This is a genomic window from Oceanobacillus halophilus (assembly GCF_003628505.1).
In the GTDB taxonomy this organism is placed as follows: Bacteria; Bacillota; Bacilli; order Bacillales; family Amphibacillaceae; genus Oceanobacillus; species Oceanobacillus halophilus.
Genome location: NZ_RBZP01000033.1, coordinates 1 through 18000, shown reverse-complemented (window position 1 = coordinate 18000; position 18000 = coordinate 1). Strand labels below are relative to the sequence as shown.

The 18000-nt window shown below is 37.8% G+C and carries 14 protein-coding genes and 1 pseudogene; 6 read left to right on the top strand and 9 right to left on the bottom strand.

Annotated features, from left to right (window positions below; translation table 11 throughout):
* Positions 1 to 322: 322 nt before the first annotated feature.
* Positions 323 to 502, bottom strand: coding sequence for a hypothetical protein (locus tag D8M06_RS19115; protein ID WP_121206181.1), 180 nt, complete (start codon positions 500 to 502; stop codon positions 323 to 325).
* Between the two features lie 769 nt (positions 503 to 1271).
* On the opposite strand from D8M06_RS19115, the gene yknW reads away from it, so the two are divergent.
* Genes yknW through D8M06_RS19095 form a run of 4 tightly spaced genes read left to right on the top strand, consistent with a single transcriptional unit; the run spans position 1272 to position 4945 of the window.
* A complete protein-coding gene (gene yknW / locus D8M06_RS19110) occupies positions 1272 to 1949 on the top strand; it encodes a YknW family membrane protein (protein ID WP_158591835.1) in 678 nt (225 codons plus the stop codon).
* Between the two features lie 4 nt (positions 1950 to 1953).
* Positions 1954 to 3063, top strand: coding sequence for an efflux RND transporter periplasmic adaptor subunit (locus tag D8M06_RS19105; RefSeq protein ID WP_121206179.1), 1110 nt, complete (start codon positions 1954 to 1956; stop codon positions 3061 to 3063).
* Positions 3060 to 3758: an ABC transporter ATP-binding protein gene (locus D8M06_RS19100; RefSeq protein WP_121206178.1), complete on the top strand. Its 699-nt coding sequence runs from the start codon at positions 3060 to 3062 to the stop codon at positions 3756 to 3758. Before D8M06_RS19105 ends, D8M06_RS19100 begins: the two co-directional genes overlap by 4 nt.
* Positions 3755 to 4945, top strand: coding sequence for an ABC transporter permease (locus tag D8M06_RS19095; RefSeq protein ID WP_121206177.1), 1191 nt, complete (start codon positions 3755 to 3757; stop codon positions 4943 to 4945). The genes D8M06_RS19100 and D8M06_RS19095 overlap by 4 nt, the downstream gene beginning before the upstream one ends.
* A gap of 572 nt (positions 4946 to 5517) precedes the next feature.
* Here D8M06_RS19095 and D8M06_RS19090 read toward each other — a convergent pair.
* Positions 5518 to 5679 (bottom strand): YfhE family protein, encoded by a 162-nt coding sequence (locus D8M06_RS19090; protein ID WP_121206176.1) that lies wholly within the window; start codon positions 5677 to 5679, stop codon positions 5518 to 5520.
* A gap of 372 nt (positions 5680 to 6051) precedes the next feature.
* Between D8M06_RS19090 and D8M06_RS19085 the strand changes: the two genes are divergently transcribed.
* Entirely contained in the window at positions 6052 to 6942 is an 891-nt protein-coding gene (locus tag D8M06_RS19085; RefSeq protein WP_121206175.1) for a glycine betaine ABC transporter substrate-binding protein, read from the top strand.
* 85 nt (positions 6943 to 7027) lie between these two features.
* Here D8M06_RS19085 and D8M06_RS19080 read toward each other — a convergent pair whose 3' ends face one another.
* Both D8M06_RS19080 and D8M06_RS19075 read right to left on the bottom strand, forming a co-directional pair.
* Complete coding sequence (locus tag D8M06_RS19080) at positions 7028 to 8047, bottom strand: LacI family DNA-binding transcriptional regulator (RefSeq protein ID WP_121206174.1); 1020 nt, start codon at positions 8045 to 8047, stop codon at positions 7028 to 7030.
* A 173-nt stretch (positions 8048 to 8220) separates the two neighbouring features.
* Complete coding sequence (locus D8M06_RS19075; RefSeq protein WP_121206173.1) at positions 8221 to 9876, bottom strand: glycoside hydrolase family 13 protein; 1656 nt, start codon at positions 9874 to 9876, stop codon at positions 8221 to 8223.
* A 454-nt stretch (positions 9877 to 10330) separates the two neighbouring features.
* On the opposite strand from D8M06_RS19075, the gene D8M06_RS19070 reads away from it, so the two are divergent.
* Positions 10331 to 12097, top strand: coding sequence for a glycoside hydrolase family 13 protein (locus tag D8M06_RS19070; protein WP_121206172.1), 1767 nt, complete (start codon positions 10331 to 10333; stop codon positions 12095 to 12097).
* 215 nt (positions 12098 to 12312) lie between these two features.
* Here the strand turns inward: D8M06_RS19070 and D8M06_RS19065 are convergent, their stop codons facing one another.
* From D8M06_RS19065 to D8M06_RS19045, 5 genes and pseudogenes are all read right to left on the bottom strand, one after another.
* Positions 12313 to 13164 carry a DUF1189 family protein gene (locus tag D8M06_RS19065; RefSeq protein ID WP_121206171.1) on the bottom strand — a complete coding sequence of 284 codons (852 nt, stop codon included), beginning with the start codon at positions 13162 to 13164 and terminating at the stop codon, positions 12313 to 12315.
* A gap of 31 nt (positions 13165 to 13195) precedes the next feature.
* On the bottom strand, positions 13196 to 14047 hold the full coding sequence (locus D8M06_RS19060) for a sugar ABC transporter permease (RefSeq protein WP_121206170.1): 852 nt from the start codon (positions 14045 to 14047) through the stop codon (positions 13196 to 13198).
* 2 nt (positions 14048 to 14049) lie between these two features.
* Entirely contained in the window at positions 14050 to 15354 is a 1305-nt protein-coding gene (locus D8M06_RS19055) for a sugar ABC transporter permease (RefSeq protein WP_121206169.1), read from the bottom strand.
* A 73-nt stretch (positions 15355 to 15427) separates the two neighbouring features.
* Positions 15428 to 16711, bottom strand: coding sequence for an extracellular solute-binding protein (locus D8M06_RS19050; RefSeq protein ID WP_121206168.1), 1284 nt, complete (start codon positions 16709 to 16711; stop codon positions 15428 to 15430).
* Positions 16712 to 17119: 408 nt separating this feature from the next.
* Positions 17120 to 17899, bottom strand: a pseudogene (locus D8M06_RS19045) (ISLre2 family transposase); the annotation flags it as partial.
* Positions 17900 to 18000 lie beyond the last annotated feature (101 nt).

Sequence of the window (18000 nt, the reverse complement as noted above, 5' to 3'; positions counted from 1 at the left end):
AAAAAAGAGAGACTTTTTTGTGAAAAAAACAAAAAAGGACTCTCTTTTTTTATTTTACTTCAACACTTTCTATAAAAGGGATGGTTTTTCAGTGGCCTCGGACAGGTTCCTCGTCCCACCCTATAAACGAGAGTTAGTCTCCCCAAATCTCTATTACGTTAGTAAATTGGGAGTCAGATCCTATTTTCCTTATAAACGTAAAAATGCCAGCCCTACCAATTAAAATAAGTAGGAACTAGCACTTCCTCCAATAGATTAATACTCAACAGGATTATCAACCGCTATAAACTGGGAATAAACAGGATGTTCCTCCATTAATTTTCTAACTTCTTGATAAATATCTTCTTCTCCCATTTCCTTTAGCTTCTGTGCACTGTGATATTTCTTTTTGGCTATTTTCGTCCAATAAATCATTCTCAAAAATATCAGTAAGTATTTCTAATACAGCTTCATCATTATTTGGATGATTCAACTTATCTATATAGGTCCAAAATATTAACATTTTAAAACCTCCATTTTATTCATCAGTGCAGCAAGGGTCAAAGAAAAAGCAGGACCAGAAATATCCTTGATGAAAGCTATTTGAAAATCTATCAACCATCATAACTTCTTGACCTTTTTTAATAAATGTTCGATTATAATCAAAAATCATTTGAATAAGCTCATCTTTATTATGATACGCATCTTTTCTATATTTTAGTGCATATTCAGATAAATTTAAGCATTCTAGATCAATATGTTGCCGAATAAAAAAAGATATAAAGATGTATGATTTACCACAAGAACTCATTTCTTATCTTAGCCGAAACAGTAAGTATGAAGAGGAACTTTATAAGTCTCTCACAGAAGACTTCAAGAACTTTATTTTTATTATAATTCACTCTATCAATTCGATGAAGTTGAATTTAGTGAATACGCAATAGAGGTTTCATTTCCCTTTCCATACCAGAAATCTCTTCCAAAGAATGACCCCCCTATTTTATAGAATTTTCTATATTATACCACAATAATAGTTCTAAATTACTATGCATATTAATTAAGATTTTTAGTTCTTTTAAGTAATAAGCTCTAACTGTACAGATGAACACAGTCTGTGCCGGTCCTAATGAAGGGAGTAATCACACCTGAATAAAGGGTACAGATTACAGGTTCCTGAACCTCTACCCCAAGTACTTCTTATATTCCTCTCAATCATTATTAAGGAAAACTGAAACTTTATTAATATATAATCGTAGAATAATAGAAGATAAAATTTGGAAAGGATGTTTGGGATGTCTGAAGAAAAGAAGCAAGAAATAGACGAGGTTGAACAGAGAAAACCCTCACTATTTGGAATGATTTGGAGCCCCACTGAACAATTTGAACGAATCAAAGAACAACCAAAGATTTGGGCGCCACTTGGAATTATCAGTGTTTTGTTCATTGTTGGTACGTTAATCACCATCTTAGGTACCGATTTAGGAATTGAAGGATTTTCAGAAGACGAAATGGCTATTTTTGCGGGCTTTGCAGTGGTTATTTCCATTATTGTGGGGGTCATTTCACCAATTTTAGGAACTCTCATTATTAGTTTTATCTATTGGCTTATTGCCAAATTAGCAAGATCAGAAGTTTCCTTTAAACAGTTATTTTCTATGAATACGTATCTTATGATTTTATCTGTACTTAGTCTTATTATTAATGGGACTGGCATAGCCTTACTTGGTGGAAATCCAGAAACAATTTTTACTAGTTTAGGATCTCTCATTCAAGCAGAGGGAGCAATTGGTGCTTTATTTGATAGTATAGAAGTTTTCGGCATATGGGGAGTTATTCTCACGGCAATTGGACTACATAAGGTAGCTGATTTTTCTAAAGGCCTAGCATGGACCATTTCCATTGTGTTTTTTGTTATTGGTATTATCTTTGCGATGATTGGTGCTGCGTTAAGTGGAATGGTTGGTGTCTAATATAATGAAACAGAAGAAAATTTGGATTGCAGTAATCATTGTTATTATTATTGCTGGATTATTCGGACTAAATATTTGGAGTAATGCAGCTGAACACAATCATAGTGTGGAGGTAACCACATTAAAAGAAGAAAATATGACAAATAAAGTTTTAACACAAGGGACTTTAAAGTTGTCAGATGAACAAACGATTTACTACTCACCTGAAAAAGGTGAAATAGCTGAAATATTAGTTTCAGAAGGGGATGCTGTTGAAGAGGGTACACCACTGCTTCGGTATGAAAATGAACAGCTTAAACTGGAACAGGAACAAAATAAGCTACAGTTAGAATCAGCATATTTGCAAGTAAACGACCTTAAAGAAAAGCATCGTGATCTGGATGAACAACTGGAAAAGGATAAAAAAAATGAGATGCTTCAGACAGAACATGATCAAGTAAAACTTCAAGAGCAGCAGGCAAACATTGAAATAAAACAACTACAACTGCAAAAAGAATCGATTGAGAAGCAACTCAAAGATCTTGAGGTAACGAGTGAAATCACTGGAACAGTCCTGGAAGTAAATGAACAAGCTACCTCTTCCAATCAAACGGAGCAGGTTTCACTTATCCGCATTGCCTCACTTAATCAGCTTGTTGTAGAAGGATCTATTTCAGAATACGATACATTGAGTATTGAAGAGGGACAAACGGTAAATTTGACTGCAGATGCAGTGCCGGATAAATCCTGGACAGGTACAGTAAATCATATCGCTTATTTACCAGAGGAGTCAGGTGGTATGGATATGGGGAATAACACAACAACTGTACAATATCCTATCTCCGTGACCGTTGAAAATAAAGATGTTCAGTTAAAACCAGGTTTTCAAATGGTGGTAGAAATTACAACAGATGAATTTACTGCTAAGACTCTACCTCTATCTACTGTAAAACAAGACAGTGATATCAACTATGTTTATATCGTTAACGATGGAAAAGTTGAAAAACGCAAAGTTACAGTTGGTACGACCTCTGTTGATTTTATCGAGATTACGGATGGACTAGATGTTGAAGATCAAGTGATTATCAACCCAAATGAAAATATAACAGAAGGCATGGAAGTGACTGTTTCATGATACGACTCGAAGCCATCAAGAAAAGTTATATACTTGGAAAAGAGGAAGTTAGTGTATTAAAAGGAATTGATTTAACTATACAAAAAGGGCAATTTGCAGCAATTATGGGGCCGTCTGGCTCGGGAAAATCAACCTTAATGAATATTATCGGCTGCCTGGATCGTCCGACAACTGGAGAATATTATTTAAATGAAAAACTTGTATCAAATGATGATGACAAGGAGCTTGCTCATGTCAGAAACCAATCCATTGGTTTTGTGTTTCAGCAATTTCAGCTGTTACCACGCTTAACAGCCCTAAAGAACGTAGAACTTCCTATGATTTATGCAGGATTTAAAAAGAAGGAACGGGAAGAACGTGCAAATGAAGCACTTGAAAAAGTGAACCTAACTGACCGTATGCACCATTTGCCAAATGAATTATCAGGTGGACAAAAACAGCGAGTTGCCATTGCGAGAGCGATTGTGAATCAACCTGACCTCATTTTAGCGGACGAGCCAACAGGGGCACTTGATACAAAAACCAGTGAACAAATTATGGAGCTTTTCACGATGTTAAACTTGGAAGGAACAACGATTGTCATTGTGACACATGAGCTAGAAGTAGCATCGTACGCAAAAAGAAAAGTTTTAGTTAGAGATGGGTTGCTTGTTCAAGACGAACGTACGCTTGAGAAAGTGAGGAGTGGGAAATGAGTATACTTGAGAATATTAAAATAGCACTCTCTTCTTTACTCACTCATAAAATGCGTTCCATATTAACGATGCTTGGAATTATTATCGGAGTTGGTTCTGTTATTGCCATTGTTGCCATTGGGCAGGGTGGTGAAGCAATGCTAAAGTCACAGCTTGTTGGTTCAGGAAACACAATTGAATTACTTTATACACCTTCTGAAGAGGAGATGCAGCGAGATCCAAATTTGTTGATGTCCCCTTTTACACAGGAAGACATTAGTGACATTGAAACTATCCCGGAAGTGACAAATGTGGTAGCAACAAGCAGTGAATTCGGGTCAATACGATACCAGGAAAACATATTAGAGGCATATATTACAGGTATTAATCAAACCTATTTAGATGTCAATGAATTAGATGTAGCAAGTGGAAGAAATCTATTGTCTGCTGATTTCCTTGGTGGCAGTCGTACGGCGGTTGTAAGTGATTCTTTTGGAGAAGAGTTATTTGATGGCGATGATCCACTTGGAAAAGTTATCCGTATTCAGTCCCAACCTGTTGAAATTGTTGGTGTATTGGAAAAACCAACCGGATTTCTTTCATTTGGTTCAAATGAAGTGTATATTCCCTGGAATACATGGAGAAATACTTTCAACAGCGAACACATTGGCCAAGTGACACTACAGGCAGAAACGGCAGAAGATTTAGAGGAAGCAGGCACGAAAGCTGCTGATATGTTAAATAGGATTCATGGGACGGAAGAAGCTTACCATGTCCTGAATATGGAAGAAATTGCTGCAGGAATAGGGCAAGTGACAAGAATTATGACGATTATCATTGGCAGCATAGCTGGTGTTTCTCTTTTAGTCGGTGGTATTGGCGTTATGAACATCATGCTAGTTTCCGTTACGGAACGAACTCGTGAAATTGGTGTTCGTATGTCTCTAGGTGCAACTCGAGGACAAATTCTAGTTCAATTTCTTATTGAATCTGTGACACTTACGCTAATAGGCGGAACCATCGGAATCCTTCTTGGTGGAGGAGTGGCAAACATCGTTTCTCACTTTGCTGGCTGGCCTTCGCTTGTATCATTTCCTGTAATCATCGGTGGGCTATTATTCTCGATGATAATTGGAATTGTTTTTGGAATATTACCAGCCAACAAAGCATCTAGTCTAGATCCAATTGAATCACTGAGATATGAATAAGGGACAGAGGGAAAGGGACAGAGGGACAGGTTCCTCGTCCCCGCTCTGAAAGGGACACGGGGACAGGTTCCTTGTCCCTAAATGGTTCAGGGTTAATCCCTCTTGCTCGAGGACACTAGTCCGAGGAAGAAGCTACTTAAATCGAGCGATGAACTCTTCAAAGCGTGCAAGTACCACTCGAAATCGAGCAAGGAACTCACCAAACCGTGCGAGCGCTAGTCTGAAACGAGCGAGAATCGCTTCGAATCGAGCGATTGCTCCCAAAATCGAGCGAGGAGAATTTCACATGACACAGAGACAGGCTGAGATTACTTATATCTTGTATCAACAACAAAAAGCAGACGGTAATACGTCCACTAAAATCCTTGCTAATTAAATTATTTATGCTCTTTTTCTCTTCATTAATAGGGAAAAAATAAAAAATGGGGTCAGTCCCCTATTTCTCTCTCGCTAGAGCGTCGTGGAGGACTGCCCCTTATAGAACCAGGGTGCCTGTCAGCATTCTCCCCATAAAACTTTTGCAATGACAAACTCCCCAATGGAATTGAATCTCAATCTCACTAGTTATTATGTTATTTTAATTGATTTGGATTTTCATTTTTGGCCTCTATTACTTCCGATTTACGATACCCACCAGCAATATCAGCTCTTTTAAATTTCCTAGAATAGTGTACTTCCTGTGCATCAGTAAGCTGTTGGTTTTTAGTTGGTTGATATTGTATATTTCTTCTCAATTAAAGCCACCCTTTCTATTAAAAATTGATACACTAGTTTTCTTCCCCTACCAGTGGAAAGTGAAACATAGAGATATAGTTTTAACGGAAGGCATTTTACTAAAAAATGTGGTCAGTCCCCCATTACCCCTCCCCTAAAAAAAAAACAGCAAATCCGAGTTTTTCCAATAATTCAAGTGATATTCTGACAATAACCAACCCTTTGCCGCACTAAATAACGTTAATCGGAAAAAATGACGGATAATCGCTATAATGGAGCTTTGTACTATTTTTTGTTCTGTTTTATTATATAAACTATCTGCCAAAAACAGTTTGGCAGAAATTATGTACATAACAAGTTACATCTGTTATGAAAAGGAGTTTTCTAGAATAATGACATCAAAGAAATGGATAGCACTCCTAAGTATCTGTATTATACTATTCTTAGTAGGTTGCCAGTCAGAATCTGCCGAGGAGAATAATAACGACTCCGCGGCGGCAGAAATTACAGAAATCGTTGGGATTGAACCAGGGTCCGGAACGATGGATATAGCAGAAAAAGCCATTGAATCATACAGCTTGGATGTGGAACTATTCCCAAGTACAGAAGCAGCGATGATAACGGAATTGCAGCAAGCAATTAAAAATGAAGAGCCAATTGTCGTTACACTCTGGCAGCCACATTGGATGTTCAGCGAATATGATTTGAAATTTTTAGAGGATCCAAAAGGAACATTAGGTGCTTCTGAAAATATACATACGATGGTAAGACAAGGTTTAGAGGAAGAACATCCATCAGCATACCAGTTCTTGGACAACTTCTACTGGGAAGTGGAAGACATGAATGAAGTAATGTCAAAATTTGGACAAGACAACTCAGTTGAACCGCAAGTAGCAGCTCAAGAATGGATCGAAAACAATCGTGATAGAGTGGATGCTTGGATGGAAGGCATTGCATCGGTTGATGATAAGTCAATCGAATTAGCCTATACAAATTATGAAACAGAAATTGCTTCAACGAATGTTGTTGCTCTCGTCCTTGAAGAATTGGGCTACACGGTTGAATTGACACCACTTGATATGGGGATTGCATTTGAAAGTCTTTCGAAGGGAGAACTAGATGGCATGTTAATTGCCTGGCTTCCTATTGGTGCGGCTTCTTATTATGAGGCGTATAAAGAAGAAATCACTGATTTAGGTCCCAACCTAGAAGGAGCACAACAAGGGTTTGTTGTGCCAGAATATATGGAAATTGACAGCATTGAGGACTTGCCAATGAAATAAAGGGACGTAGGGTCAGGTTCCTTGTCCCAATCAGATTAAATTAGAGTGGGACGAGGAACCTGTCCCCGCGTCCCCTTTCCCCTAATTAAGTTAGTTTATTTACTGAATTCCGGTACACAATCTTATGAGGAATAATAATTCGTTTGGGAGGTTCCTCCATGTTTGTTGTTTTTTCGATTAATGCTTTAGCAGATTGGGAACCCAATTCATAAATTTGAATATCAACAGTTGTTAATGCTGGACTAGTAATTTCTGATAAATAAACATTATTAAAACTAACTAATGAAATATCTTCTGGAATGGAAAAACCAGCTTCTTCCAATCTGCTTAGTATTCCTAAGCTGATTAAGTCATCGCTAACAACGAGTCCAGTTGGGCGTATATCACACGAAAGCAAATATTCAACTGCTTCCCGTCCACCAGATTTCAAAAACTCTGTGTGAATTTTATAGGCATCCATAATTTCAAGTCCCGCTTCCTTCATGGCCTCAACATATCCCTCTTCACGATCAACAGTAACAAACAAATCTAAAGATCCACCAATAAAAGCAATTTGTTCATGACCTTTTTCAATCAAATGTTGAGTAATTTCCTTTCCTGCTTGGAAATTATCATTATCTACATAAGTCGTCATGCTTTCTTGTTCATAAGGCTTCCCAACAATCACAAATGGAAAATCATTCTCTCTTAGGAAGTTTGTCACTGGATCATTGATTCGAGAATAAAGCAATATAATCCCATCAACATAACGACCAAAAACCATCCGTTCTACTTCTTGTAATATCTCTTTATCTGATGTACCCGTAGTCAACGACATCGAATACTTCTCTTTATGGATTACAGACCCAATACCTCGAAGAATTTCAGGAAAAAATGGGTTTTGTAAGGCCGTATCTGCTGAAGATGGCATAATGACTCCGATTGCCTTTGTGGATTTTGCTACTAAATTACGTGCACTTACATTCGGATGATAGCCAAGCTCTTTCATTACCTTACGTACTTTCTTTTTTGTATTTTTTGATATTCTAGGACTATCTGCAATGACACGAGAAACAGTAGAGGGCGAAACCCCACTAGCTGTCGCTACATCTTTAATTGTGACCATAGTTCTTCACCCTCTACCATTTCCTAAATAATTACTTAATATTTGAAATGTATTTTATATCTATTATATATCCATCTTCATCGATATTTTAGTAATTTTTCTATTATCTACAATAAAAATAATTAGTTTGAGACCTTTTGTTCATTTATACATCGTATTTTCTTTCTATAATTTCATCTAAAAATCTTGTAAACCTTAGCCTCATAAGGTTTTAAAACATTCTCTTGATTGTCTTGATAATTAGTAAGAAGCAGTTCCTTATTCCTATTTTCTATATCTGATGGTAACGTAAACTCTACCTCTTCAGCAAATAAATTCGTAACAATTACGAAGGTCTCGTCATCTAATGTTCGTTTATATGCATAAATTTTATCATGATCTTCCATAATGAGATGATAGTTTCCATATACAAGAACATCTGATTCTTTTCGCATTTGAATAAGCTTTTTATAATAATGGTAAATAGAATTCGGATCTTGTAATTCTTTTTCTACGTTAATTTCGGTGTAATTTGGGTTCACCTTCATCCATGGCTCTCCGTCTGAAAAACCTGCATTCTTTTCGGCATTCCATTGCATAGGAGTTCGGGAATTGTCACGTCCTGATTGCCAAATGACCTCCATGATTTCTTCTGCTGGAGTCCCTTTTTCTATTTCATTATAGTAATAATTCCGCATTCCCACATCATCATAATCATCAATAGAAGGGAATTGTACATTGGTCATTCCAATTTCCTGTCCTTGGTAAATAAAAGGTGTTCCCTGCATGAGGAAATACATGGTCGCTAATCCCTTAGCTGATTCTACACGGTATTCTTCACTATTTCCCCATGTTGAGACGGAACGAGGCTGGTCATGGTTCTCCAAAAATAAAGCATTCCAACCTTTTCCTTCCAGTCCTTTTTGCCATTTTGTCAACGTCTTTTTCAATGCATGAATATCTAAACCTGTATTAACATTTTTGCCCCATAGATCGAGATGTTCAAATTGAAAAATCATATCAAACTTGCCATTGTCTTCGCTGACCCATTCATCCGCTTGATCTACGCTTACTCCATTAGCCTCTCCGACTGTCATAATGTCATAGTTGGAGAAGGTTTTCTGTTTTAATTCTTCTAAAAATACTTGGATCCCTTCTCGATTCATATGTCCCTCATAAGAAGGAACATATTTTTCATTATCTGGATTTGGCATATCTGGGAATCCATCAACCTTCTTGATATGAGAAATGGCATCCACACGGAAACCATCTATTCCTTTATCGAGCCACCAATTCACCATGTCATATAATTCATTGCGGACTACTGGATTTTCCCAGTTTAAATCTGGCTGTTTACGTGAAAATACGTGAAGAAAATATTCCTCGGTTTTCTCATCATATTCCCACACGGAACCACCAAAGATGGATTCCCAGTTATTTGGTTTTTTGCCATCTTTTCCTGGATGCCATATATAATAATTCCGGTAAGGATTATCTTTAGATGAACGGGATTCAATAAACCATGGATGCTCATCAGAAGTATGATTAATCACTAAATCCATAATCAATTTCATATCACGACGATGTACTTCTTCAAGCAATAAATCAAAGTCTTCCATCGTGCCAAATTCATCCATAATATCTTTATAATCACTAATATCATAGCCATTGTCATCGTTTGGAGATTGATAGATTGGACTTATCCAAATAACATCAATTCCAAGATCTTTTAGATAATCCAACTTAGAAATAACACCTTGGATATCCCCAATACCATCCCCATTGGAATCCATAAAACTCCTTGGATAAACTTGATACGCTACAGCTTCCTTCCACCATACTTGTTTCATAACTAATTCTCCTCTATGTCTATTATTCTTATGGTTGTCCATTCAAACGAAATAGTATTCACCTATTTACACCGCTTACAATCGTTACGCACATAACAGAGTCAGACAACTAAACCGTGCTAGCGAACAAGCTCTTCGTCTATGGAGCTTTTCTCAAACATACATGCTGCACAGAACGCTCAAAGATTCACGTTAATGAACGTCTTGTCTTCTCACATGTGTATTACCCTTACTGCATCGTGCACTCTATACTCACATTGCTTTTTATACTGATTATTTCATACTTTGCGAAAACGTTTGCGCTATCACTATATTGCTATTATACCTTGATTTCAATATAAGTCAATGATAAAGCTAGCGTTTTCATATTGCCTATTAGAATGGTATACTAGGAGAGAAACATTTAGTAATTTTACCTAATAATGCAAACGTTTTATTAAAAGGAGTGTCGAATTTGTTAAAAGAAGCCATTTACCATCGGCCGACAAATAATTTTGCCTATGCCTATGACGAAGATACCTTACACATTACATTACGTACGAAAAAAGAAGATGTGGAATCAGTTTCTTTGATTTACGGAGATCCCTACGAATGGGAAAACGACCATTGCCAATATAAGATGAAAACCATGAGAAAAACAGGTTCAACCAGTCTCTTTGACTATTGGTTTATGGAAGTAAATCCTGATTTCCATCGCATGCGATATGGCTTTCAATGTTCCAATGGTGAGGAGTGCTTGATTTATACTGAACGAGGATTTTATGACATCCCCCCTGCTGATACCGCCTTTTATTTTTGTTTTCCATATCTTAATAAAGCGGATGTGTTCACAGCTCCAAACTGGGTAAAAGATACAGTCTGGTATCAGATTTTCCCTGAGCGGTTTGCTAATGGGGATACATCGAATGATCCAGAGGGAACATTACCATGGGATTCTGCTAATCCATCCATCTCTAATTTTTTCGGCGGCGATTTTCAAGGCATGATGGATAACCTCAATTATCTAGAGGATCTTGGTATAACGGGGATTTATCTAACTCCGATTTTCAAAGCTTATTCGAATCATAAATACGATACGATCGATTACATGGAAATCGATCCTCAATTTGGGGACAAGGAAACCTTTCGACAATTCGTTCAGGAATGTCACCATCGTGGAATTCGGGTAATGCTCGATGCAGTTTTTAATCATAGTGGCTATTATTATAAGCCCTTTCAGGATGTTCTGGAAAACCAAGAGAATTCTAGATATAAAGATTGGTTTCATTTATGGGATTTTCCTGTTAAGCCAGAACCAAAACCGAACTATGATACATTTGCATTTGGAGGATCCATGCCGAAGCTAAATACCGAAAACCCGGATGTTAAAAATTACTTATTAAACGTTGCTCGCTATTGGATAGAAGAATTTGATATCGATGGTTGGCGTTTAGATGTAGCTAATGAAGTGGATCATGCGTTTTGGCGGGAATTTCGTCAAGTAGTAAAAGAAGTAAAACCGGATGCCTATATATTGGGAGAGATTTGGCATGATTCGATGCCATGGCTGCAGGGGGACCAATTTGATGCCGTTATGAATTATCCTTTTACAAATGCAGCAATTGAGTACTTTGCAAAAGGCCAAATGTCCGCTCGTGAATTTGCCGATAGCCTTACAGAAGTTCTTCATATGTATCCGAAAAATGTCAATGAAGTAGCCTTTAATCTATTAGATAGTCATGATACACCACGCATTCTAACACTATCCAATGGAGAAGAAGCACGTGCCCGTTTGCTCTTTCTCTTTCAATTAAGCTTTATCGGATCACCTTGTATTTACTACGGAGATGAAATTGGAATGACAGGAGGCCAAGACCCCGGTTGTCGTGCGTGTATGGAATGGGATGAAACCAAGCAAAATCAAGACCTGTTCCATTTTGTAAGAGAATTGATTCATCTTCGTAAAACAAATCCGGTATTTGGTAATGGTAGTGAGTTTAGGGTACTTGAGGCTAATAATGAAGAAAACTATATTATCTATGAAAAATACCAAGCCAACAGACGTCTAGTTTTTGTCTTGAACAATAGTAATCTTCCCATACAGGTTAACTTGCACTCCCATCTACCATTGGCGAATACGAAAGAATGGCAATTCGGGGAGGAAAGGAAAATTACTAAGTCTTTAAAAGACCTTACCAAATTAAAAGTCGAAGCACTAAGCTTTCGGATTTTGGAACAATAGATCCATCCGTGGAATAACAGAGGAGGAGAGTAGGGTATCAGCGAAATGACTCGCTTTCCAGAGTGGTAGAAAATGCACACGTATCCCAATATTACTCATTAAAAAATCCGAACTGTTTAGTTGCACTAAAAGTTCGGATTTCCCTTTGACTAAAACACTTTTGTCCCAGCCTCTTTCCTAAATAATTAAAGAACCCTAATAAGATTTTTCCCCGCCTACTGGTTTTCCAATTTCTGTTCTAATTTCCATTCCACATACTCATCACTAAAATGCGTATAATAAAATACCGCGAGCAGAATGAAGATAAGGGCCGTTGACTGAGTAAGGAGGATAACCGTAATATCATATCCCAGCAGCCCCATAATCATCGCAAGTAAAGTTGCTAGTCCAAGGGTATTCACAATTAAATTGACCGATTCTTTAAACGTTTGAATCGATGAAAAATGCCCACGCTTCGTCAAATAAACAAAGAAAGAAGCGCCAATGATTAGAAAAACAAGGCTTGCTAAGGCGATAACAAAGACAGCAAATATTAAGCCACCTATCACGATTGCTTGATTCTGCGTAAACCATTGATCCGATATAACTCCCTTTAGTTCCGCTTCATTGGTTACGTCAGATAAATCAAAGTCCTTCGTATATTTAATGTTGGCAATAGGCTCTCCTTTTTCTTTAATCGTAATACCCTCTTTTTGGAAGATAACGGCATTCGCTTCCTCTAGTGCTTGCTCCTTTTCATTCGTTGATAAATTCCCACCAACTACCCCATTTTCCTTTTCATCATAGAAGGATAATGCAAGCTCCATTTCTCCTTGAGAGAAGGTTGCATTTTCCAAAGAGGTTACCGTTGATTGGTCAATCAGTTCAAAAGCATTCGGATACGTGTCATCAATGGGGAAAGAATCCATCTCGGTGAAATCGATTGTCACTGGAATCATGATTAAGCCATTTAAAAAGAGAAACACAATAACTATTTGAAACCAGTTTAATTGATGTCTACCTGTAAACATTTTCGTTGGTCTGAATATACTTTTAAAATAATTCAATGGGAAAATATCTGTTTTCATCTGCTCACTTCATTTCTGTAATATAAATCAATTATCCTTTTGTTCCACCTGCAGTTAATCCCGACACGAAGTTCTTCTGTAGCATAAAGAATAGGATACTAATTGGGACAGCAATTAAGATGGCCCCTGCTGAGAAGAGTGCTACTTTTTGTTCTTGTGGATTACTAATAAATGTCTGTAATCCAATGGCTACGGTGTAGTTCTCCGGTGAACGCAATAGGAATTTAGCTAGCATGTATTCACCAAATGGGGTCATAAATGCCCATAAAGCTTGTATCGCTAGCATCGGTCTCACTAAAGGTAACACAATTTGGGCAAAAATACGAAATTGACCAGCACCATCTAGTTTTGCCGATTCATCTAAATCAATTGGTATCGTATCAAAGTATCCTTTCATTAGCCAAGTATTCATCGGAATACCGCCACCAATGTAGAGGAATATTAAGAACCAGCTTTGATCTAGTGCCCCCAATAGCAAGGCCATTACATAGAAGGCTACTAATGTTGCTGTAGTTGGAATCATTTGCACGAGTAAGAAAAACACGAGGCTTTTCTTCCGGCCAATAAATCGGTAGCGACTGTAGGAATAACCAGCTAACGTAATGAGCGTCACCTGGACAGCCATAGTCACAAAGGCGATGATTAAGGTATTAATGTACCATTCACCATATAGGGTATCTGCAAACAATCTTCTAAAGTTATCAAGTGTCCACGTTGCATCAAAACTTAAGTCAAATGCTGCTATATTACCAGCTTTAAAGGCAGAGCTTGCTGTTATGAGTAACGGATACAGAATGATGACTGATAACAGTAATAAAAATGCATACGTGAAAAACTTTGTTAAGAATCGGGAAGATTTTTGTGATTGAAATAAGTTGCTCATCGTTAATCCTCCATTTCAAATGCTTTTGTCTTTTTAAATACAAGGAACGCAATAACAATAACAAAGATCGAAATAAATAACGTTACAGCTGCTGCCATGGAGTATTGTGGCGATGTTCCAGTTGTAAGCTTAAAGATCCATGAAATCAAGATATCGGTTGAACCTGCACCTGCTCCAATACTTCCTGGTCCACCTTCATTAAAGAGGTAAATCATGTTGAAGTTATTGAGGTTAAAGGTATATTGCGTAATAAATACCGGTGCTGCAATCGTCAAAATCGTTGGAAATGTGATGTGACGGAAGCGATGGATTGGACCGGCTCCATCTATTTTCGCCGCTTCATATTGCTCTTCTGGGATAGATTGCAAGATTCCCGATACCAGTACGTAAATATAAGGGAATCCTAACCATCCCTGAACGAGAATAATAGCAATTTTCGTAAAGAATGGATCTGTTTTCCATGGTAATGTATCTAATTCAATAAACGGAAGTAGCGAATCGATAAACGGAATCACCTGCGTATTAATCGCACCCAAACTATCATTAAACATGTTGGAAAAACTCATGATAGTAATAAAAGCAGGTACAGCCCATGGAAGTAAAAAGATTATTCCAAATATGCGTTTGAACTTAATAAATTTCTGATTTAATACCACCGCTGTAAAAATACCAATGGCAATTTGTAAAGTAGTCGCACCAAGTGTCCAAATAATCGTCCAACCTAGTACAGCGAAGAAGGTATCGCGGTAAGAACTAAGGAAGAACATATTGACAAAGTTATCAAACCCAACCCAATCAATTAAACTAGCTGGAGGAATATGATAGAAGTCATAATTAGTAACAGAAATAAAGATAGTCACTAAAACCGGAAAGATAATGGCAAAAATCATAACTAAATATGCTGGTATTGTAAATAGATAAGGAAATCCGTGATTATACACATTCTTTAGAACGTCTATCACCGATTTATTTACGTTCTTATCCTCAGCATGTAATATCGCAACTTGTCTCGCATCATACATATTAATGATATGAAACAGAAAGTAAATAACCGTTAAAAGAATCTGCAAGGAACCTTCGATAAGTAAGAATAACGAATGATCTTGACCAGGTGTTGAACCTAGCGTAACCATCCCAACAAACGCCTGAAATCCAAAAACAATCATTTCATAGATAAACAAGGCGAAGATGGCAAGAAAAACAATGCCCTTAAAGGTTTGTTTATTATAAAATTGCCCGAAACCTGGAATGACTGAGAGCCAAGTCGCTGTTCTTATATTCTTCTTTTGAGCCTCTGTATGTTCCACAACTATGTCACTCCCTTGTGAATAAATGTACGGCAAAGGCTATAAAAGCCTTGCCGCAACATATTTTTTCTTTTTATTGATATTTTTGTTCAATATTTTCTTGAATAACTTTCACTGCACCATTCGCTGATTCCTCTGGTGTTTTATTTCCAGAAGCAGCATCAAACATTAAGGTTTCCGCGCCTGTCCAAACTTCTGCCATTTGTGGAATGTTTGGCATTGGAACTGCCGTATTGTATTGTTCAATAACCGCCGTTGTTAACTCGCTTTCACCTTGGCTAACGGTTTCTTTAGTGAAGTTGTTTGCAGGAATTTCTGCACGAATATCATATAGCGTTTGTTGGTTTTCTTCGTTTGTTACATAAGTTAACCATTCTGTTGCTAATTCTTTATCTTCTGCATAGTTACTAACAATCCAGGCTTTCCCACCAGCGAATGGTTGGTAAGCCTCGCCATTTGGAAGAGTAGGAATGGATGATACTCCAAAATTAACACCAGCTTCATTATAAGTAGCAGCTTGCCATGGTCCACCAATAATTGCAGCAGCTGTTCCTTCTGTGAACTGGGTATCGATGAAGTCACCTGCAGAAGTAACATCCATCATCCCTTGTGGCCATACATTTTCAAACCACTCTGTTGCATACGTAATCCCTTCAATAGCGCCATCCGTATTTAAGCCAATTTCAGATGGGTCTGTTCCGTCTTGTCCAAATACATAGCCACCATATCCTGCAAGAAGTCCGTATGTGCTATAGAAATCTAACCAATTTGCTAAGAAAGCTGTACTCTTACCATTTTCAGAGCCAAACGCAAAACGTTCATCTTCTGTTAGTGCTTCTAAATCTTCAAAAGTTTGCGGTGCTTCATCTAGTAAATCTTTATTATAATAAAGAACTAATGCTTCTATAACGAAAGGAGCGCCATAGATTTTATCTTCAAATGTTACTTGCATTTGATCCGTTTCATCATACCTTCCATCATCTGGAAGAGTATATTCTGCTAAGTGGCCTTGTTGTCCTAAGTTTCCAACACGGTCATAAGGAGCGATCATGACGTCTGGTGCTAGTCCAGCTGGACCATCTAATGGTAACGCTTCTAAAGTTTCGAACATGTCTTTTTCAGTAATTTCAATAGTAACACCATGTTCTTCTTCAAATGCAGGGGCAATTTCATTAATAAAGTCAACATAACCTTCTTCAACACCAACTTCTAAAGTAGCAGATCCAGTATTTTCTTCACCGTCTGAAGAATTAGATGAATCGGATGTCCCTTCCTCTCCTCCATTACAAGCTGCTAGAAAAACAACTGCCACCAAAACCAAACCTAATGTAATTTTTTTCCAACTAAATGTATTCATTCCTATATCCTCCTCTTTTTCGTATGTTTTTACTTGGATGAATAACTTTAAACCTTATGTGTCCCACAGCAACAAAAAACAAGCGCTTTCTGAAGTGCGTATGGATAGTGGATAGAACTATTACGTATTAAGCATAGTGTTTTCTCCTTTCACCATAATAAGTTGCCAAAGTCTATGAAAACGATTGCGCAACCTATATAAATATAATATACTATCTTTGAAATTTGCGCAATCGTTTTCATTAAAATGTTTGTGTCAAGCTTTTCTCGGTACCCTTTTCACCCCAGTATTTCTGGCACTCTATTTTTGTACGCTTTTTCGGCTACCGCGCGATTGGCATCGCTTGGTGGCCTATCATTATGTGTTACGTTCTACAACCCAAGAACCTAACACATAATGATAGGGTAGTTATCTAAAGGTTTCAGCCAGCTTTCCAATGGCGGATGAATGAGACGCATACATGGCAATGGAGCCTTGTTTAGCCCCAATAGATGGACGAGTTGGTTGATGTAGGTAAGTGGACATTCGAACCACCTTTTTGACCTCTCGCTGTTTTCTGGCGCTTCGATACAGATCCTTCAGGTAAGCGTTTCTTAAGGTTCCGTTTAGCTTGCCTTGCTTCACTTTGACCATTGCCTCAGCACCCTCTGAACTCCAATGCATGCCTCGTTTCTTCATCCGGTAAGTAATATGGCGTTGATTGGATTCCATCGCTCCCAAGCTTCTCGCATCCTCTGGTGGGTTATCAACGCACTCTCTCCAGTCTATAATGCGCTCCCAATTGTTTAAGATATACGAACGGAATGCCCGAACTTTTTCTATCCTCTTGGTATCATCAAGCGTGCTTTCGTAAGTGTCGATCCATAAGTTAAAGTGATCCAAATCATGGTCTTTTAATGCTTTTCGCAGCTCGTCTTTATACTCACTTTTTCCAGCCCCGAACGCCCGATTAAGCCCTTGAAAGACATGATAGGCATCTAATTGATTCAGGACGGGATATTCCGTTTGTGAGAAGGTTTCTTGGAACTTCTCAGCTGTATATCCAGCGCCACCGTCACTATTAGTGACCACTTGTGTTTTTTCCAAAGAATAGTGATGGGCAGCTAATGCTTGAACTTCTTTCCAAAAATCCGCAGTGGGTTGGGTTGTCATAATCGCCATCGGGTTACGCAGAGAGACCCGTTTCCCGTAAGGCCACTGAAAAAGTCCCTCAGAACAGCCAACAAAAATGATTTGTTAGCTGTTCTGTTTTATAATCAAAGTAATAATGATGAAAGTAGTGGGTGATT

Excerpts from the sequence above, each read along its gene's own strand:
- D8M06_RS19115 (WP_121206181.1), bottom strand. The coding sequence starts at position 502 with ATGTTAATATTTTGGACCTATATAGATAAGTTGAATCATCCAAATAAT.
- yknW (WP_158591835.1), top strand. The coding sequence starts at position 1,272 with ATGTCTGAAGAAAAGAAGCAAGAAATAGACGAGGTTGAACAGAGAAAA.
- D8M06_RS19105 (WP_121206179.1), top strand. The coding sequence starts at position 1,954 with ATGAAACAGAAGAAAATTTGGATTGCAGTAATCATTGTTATTATTATT.
- D8M06_RS19100 (WP_121206178.1), top strand. The coding sequence starts at position 3,060 with ATGATACGACTCGAAGCCATCAAGAAAAGTTATATACTTGGAAAAGAG.
- D8M06_RS19095 (WP_121206177.1), top strand. The coding sequence starts at position 3,755 with ATGAGTATACTTGAGAATATTAAAATAGCACTCTCTTCTTTACTCACT.
- D8M06_RS19085 (WP_121206175.1), top strand. The coding sequence starts at position 6,052 with ATGACATCAAAGAAATGGATAGCACTCCTAAGTATCTGTATTATACTA.
- D8M06_RS19080 (WP_121206174.1), bottom strand. The coding sequence starts at position 8,047 with ATGGTCACAATTAAAGATGTAGCGACAGCTAGTGGGGTTTCGCCCTCT.
- D8M06_RS19075 (WP_121206173.1), bottom strand. The coding sequence starts at position 9,876 with ATGAAACAAGTATGGTGGAAGGAAGCTGTAGCGTATCAAGTTTATCCA.
- D8M06_RS19065 (WP_121206171.1), bottom strand. The coding sequence starts at position 13,164 with ATGAAAACAGATATTTTCCCATTGAATTATTTTAAAAGTATATTCAGA.
- D8M06_RS19060 (WP_121206170.1), bottom strand. The coding sequence starts at position 14,047 with ATGAGCAACTTATTTCAATCACAAAAATCTTCCCGATTCTTAACAAAG.
- D8M06_RS19050 (WP_121206168.1), bottom strand. The coding sequence starts at position 16,711 with ATGAATACATTTAGTTGGAAAAAAATTACATTAGGTTTGGTTTTGGTG.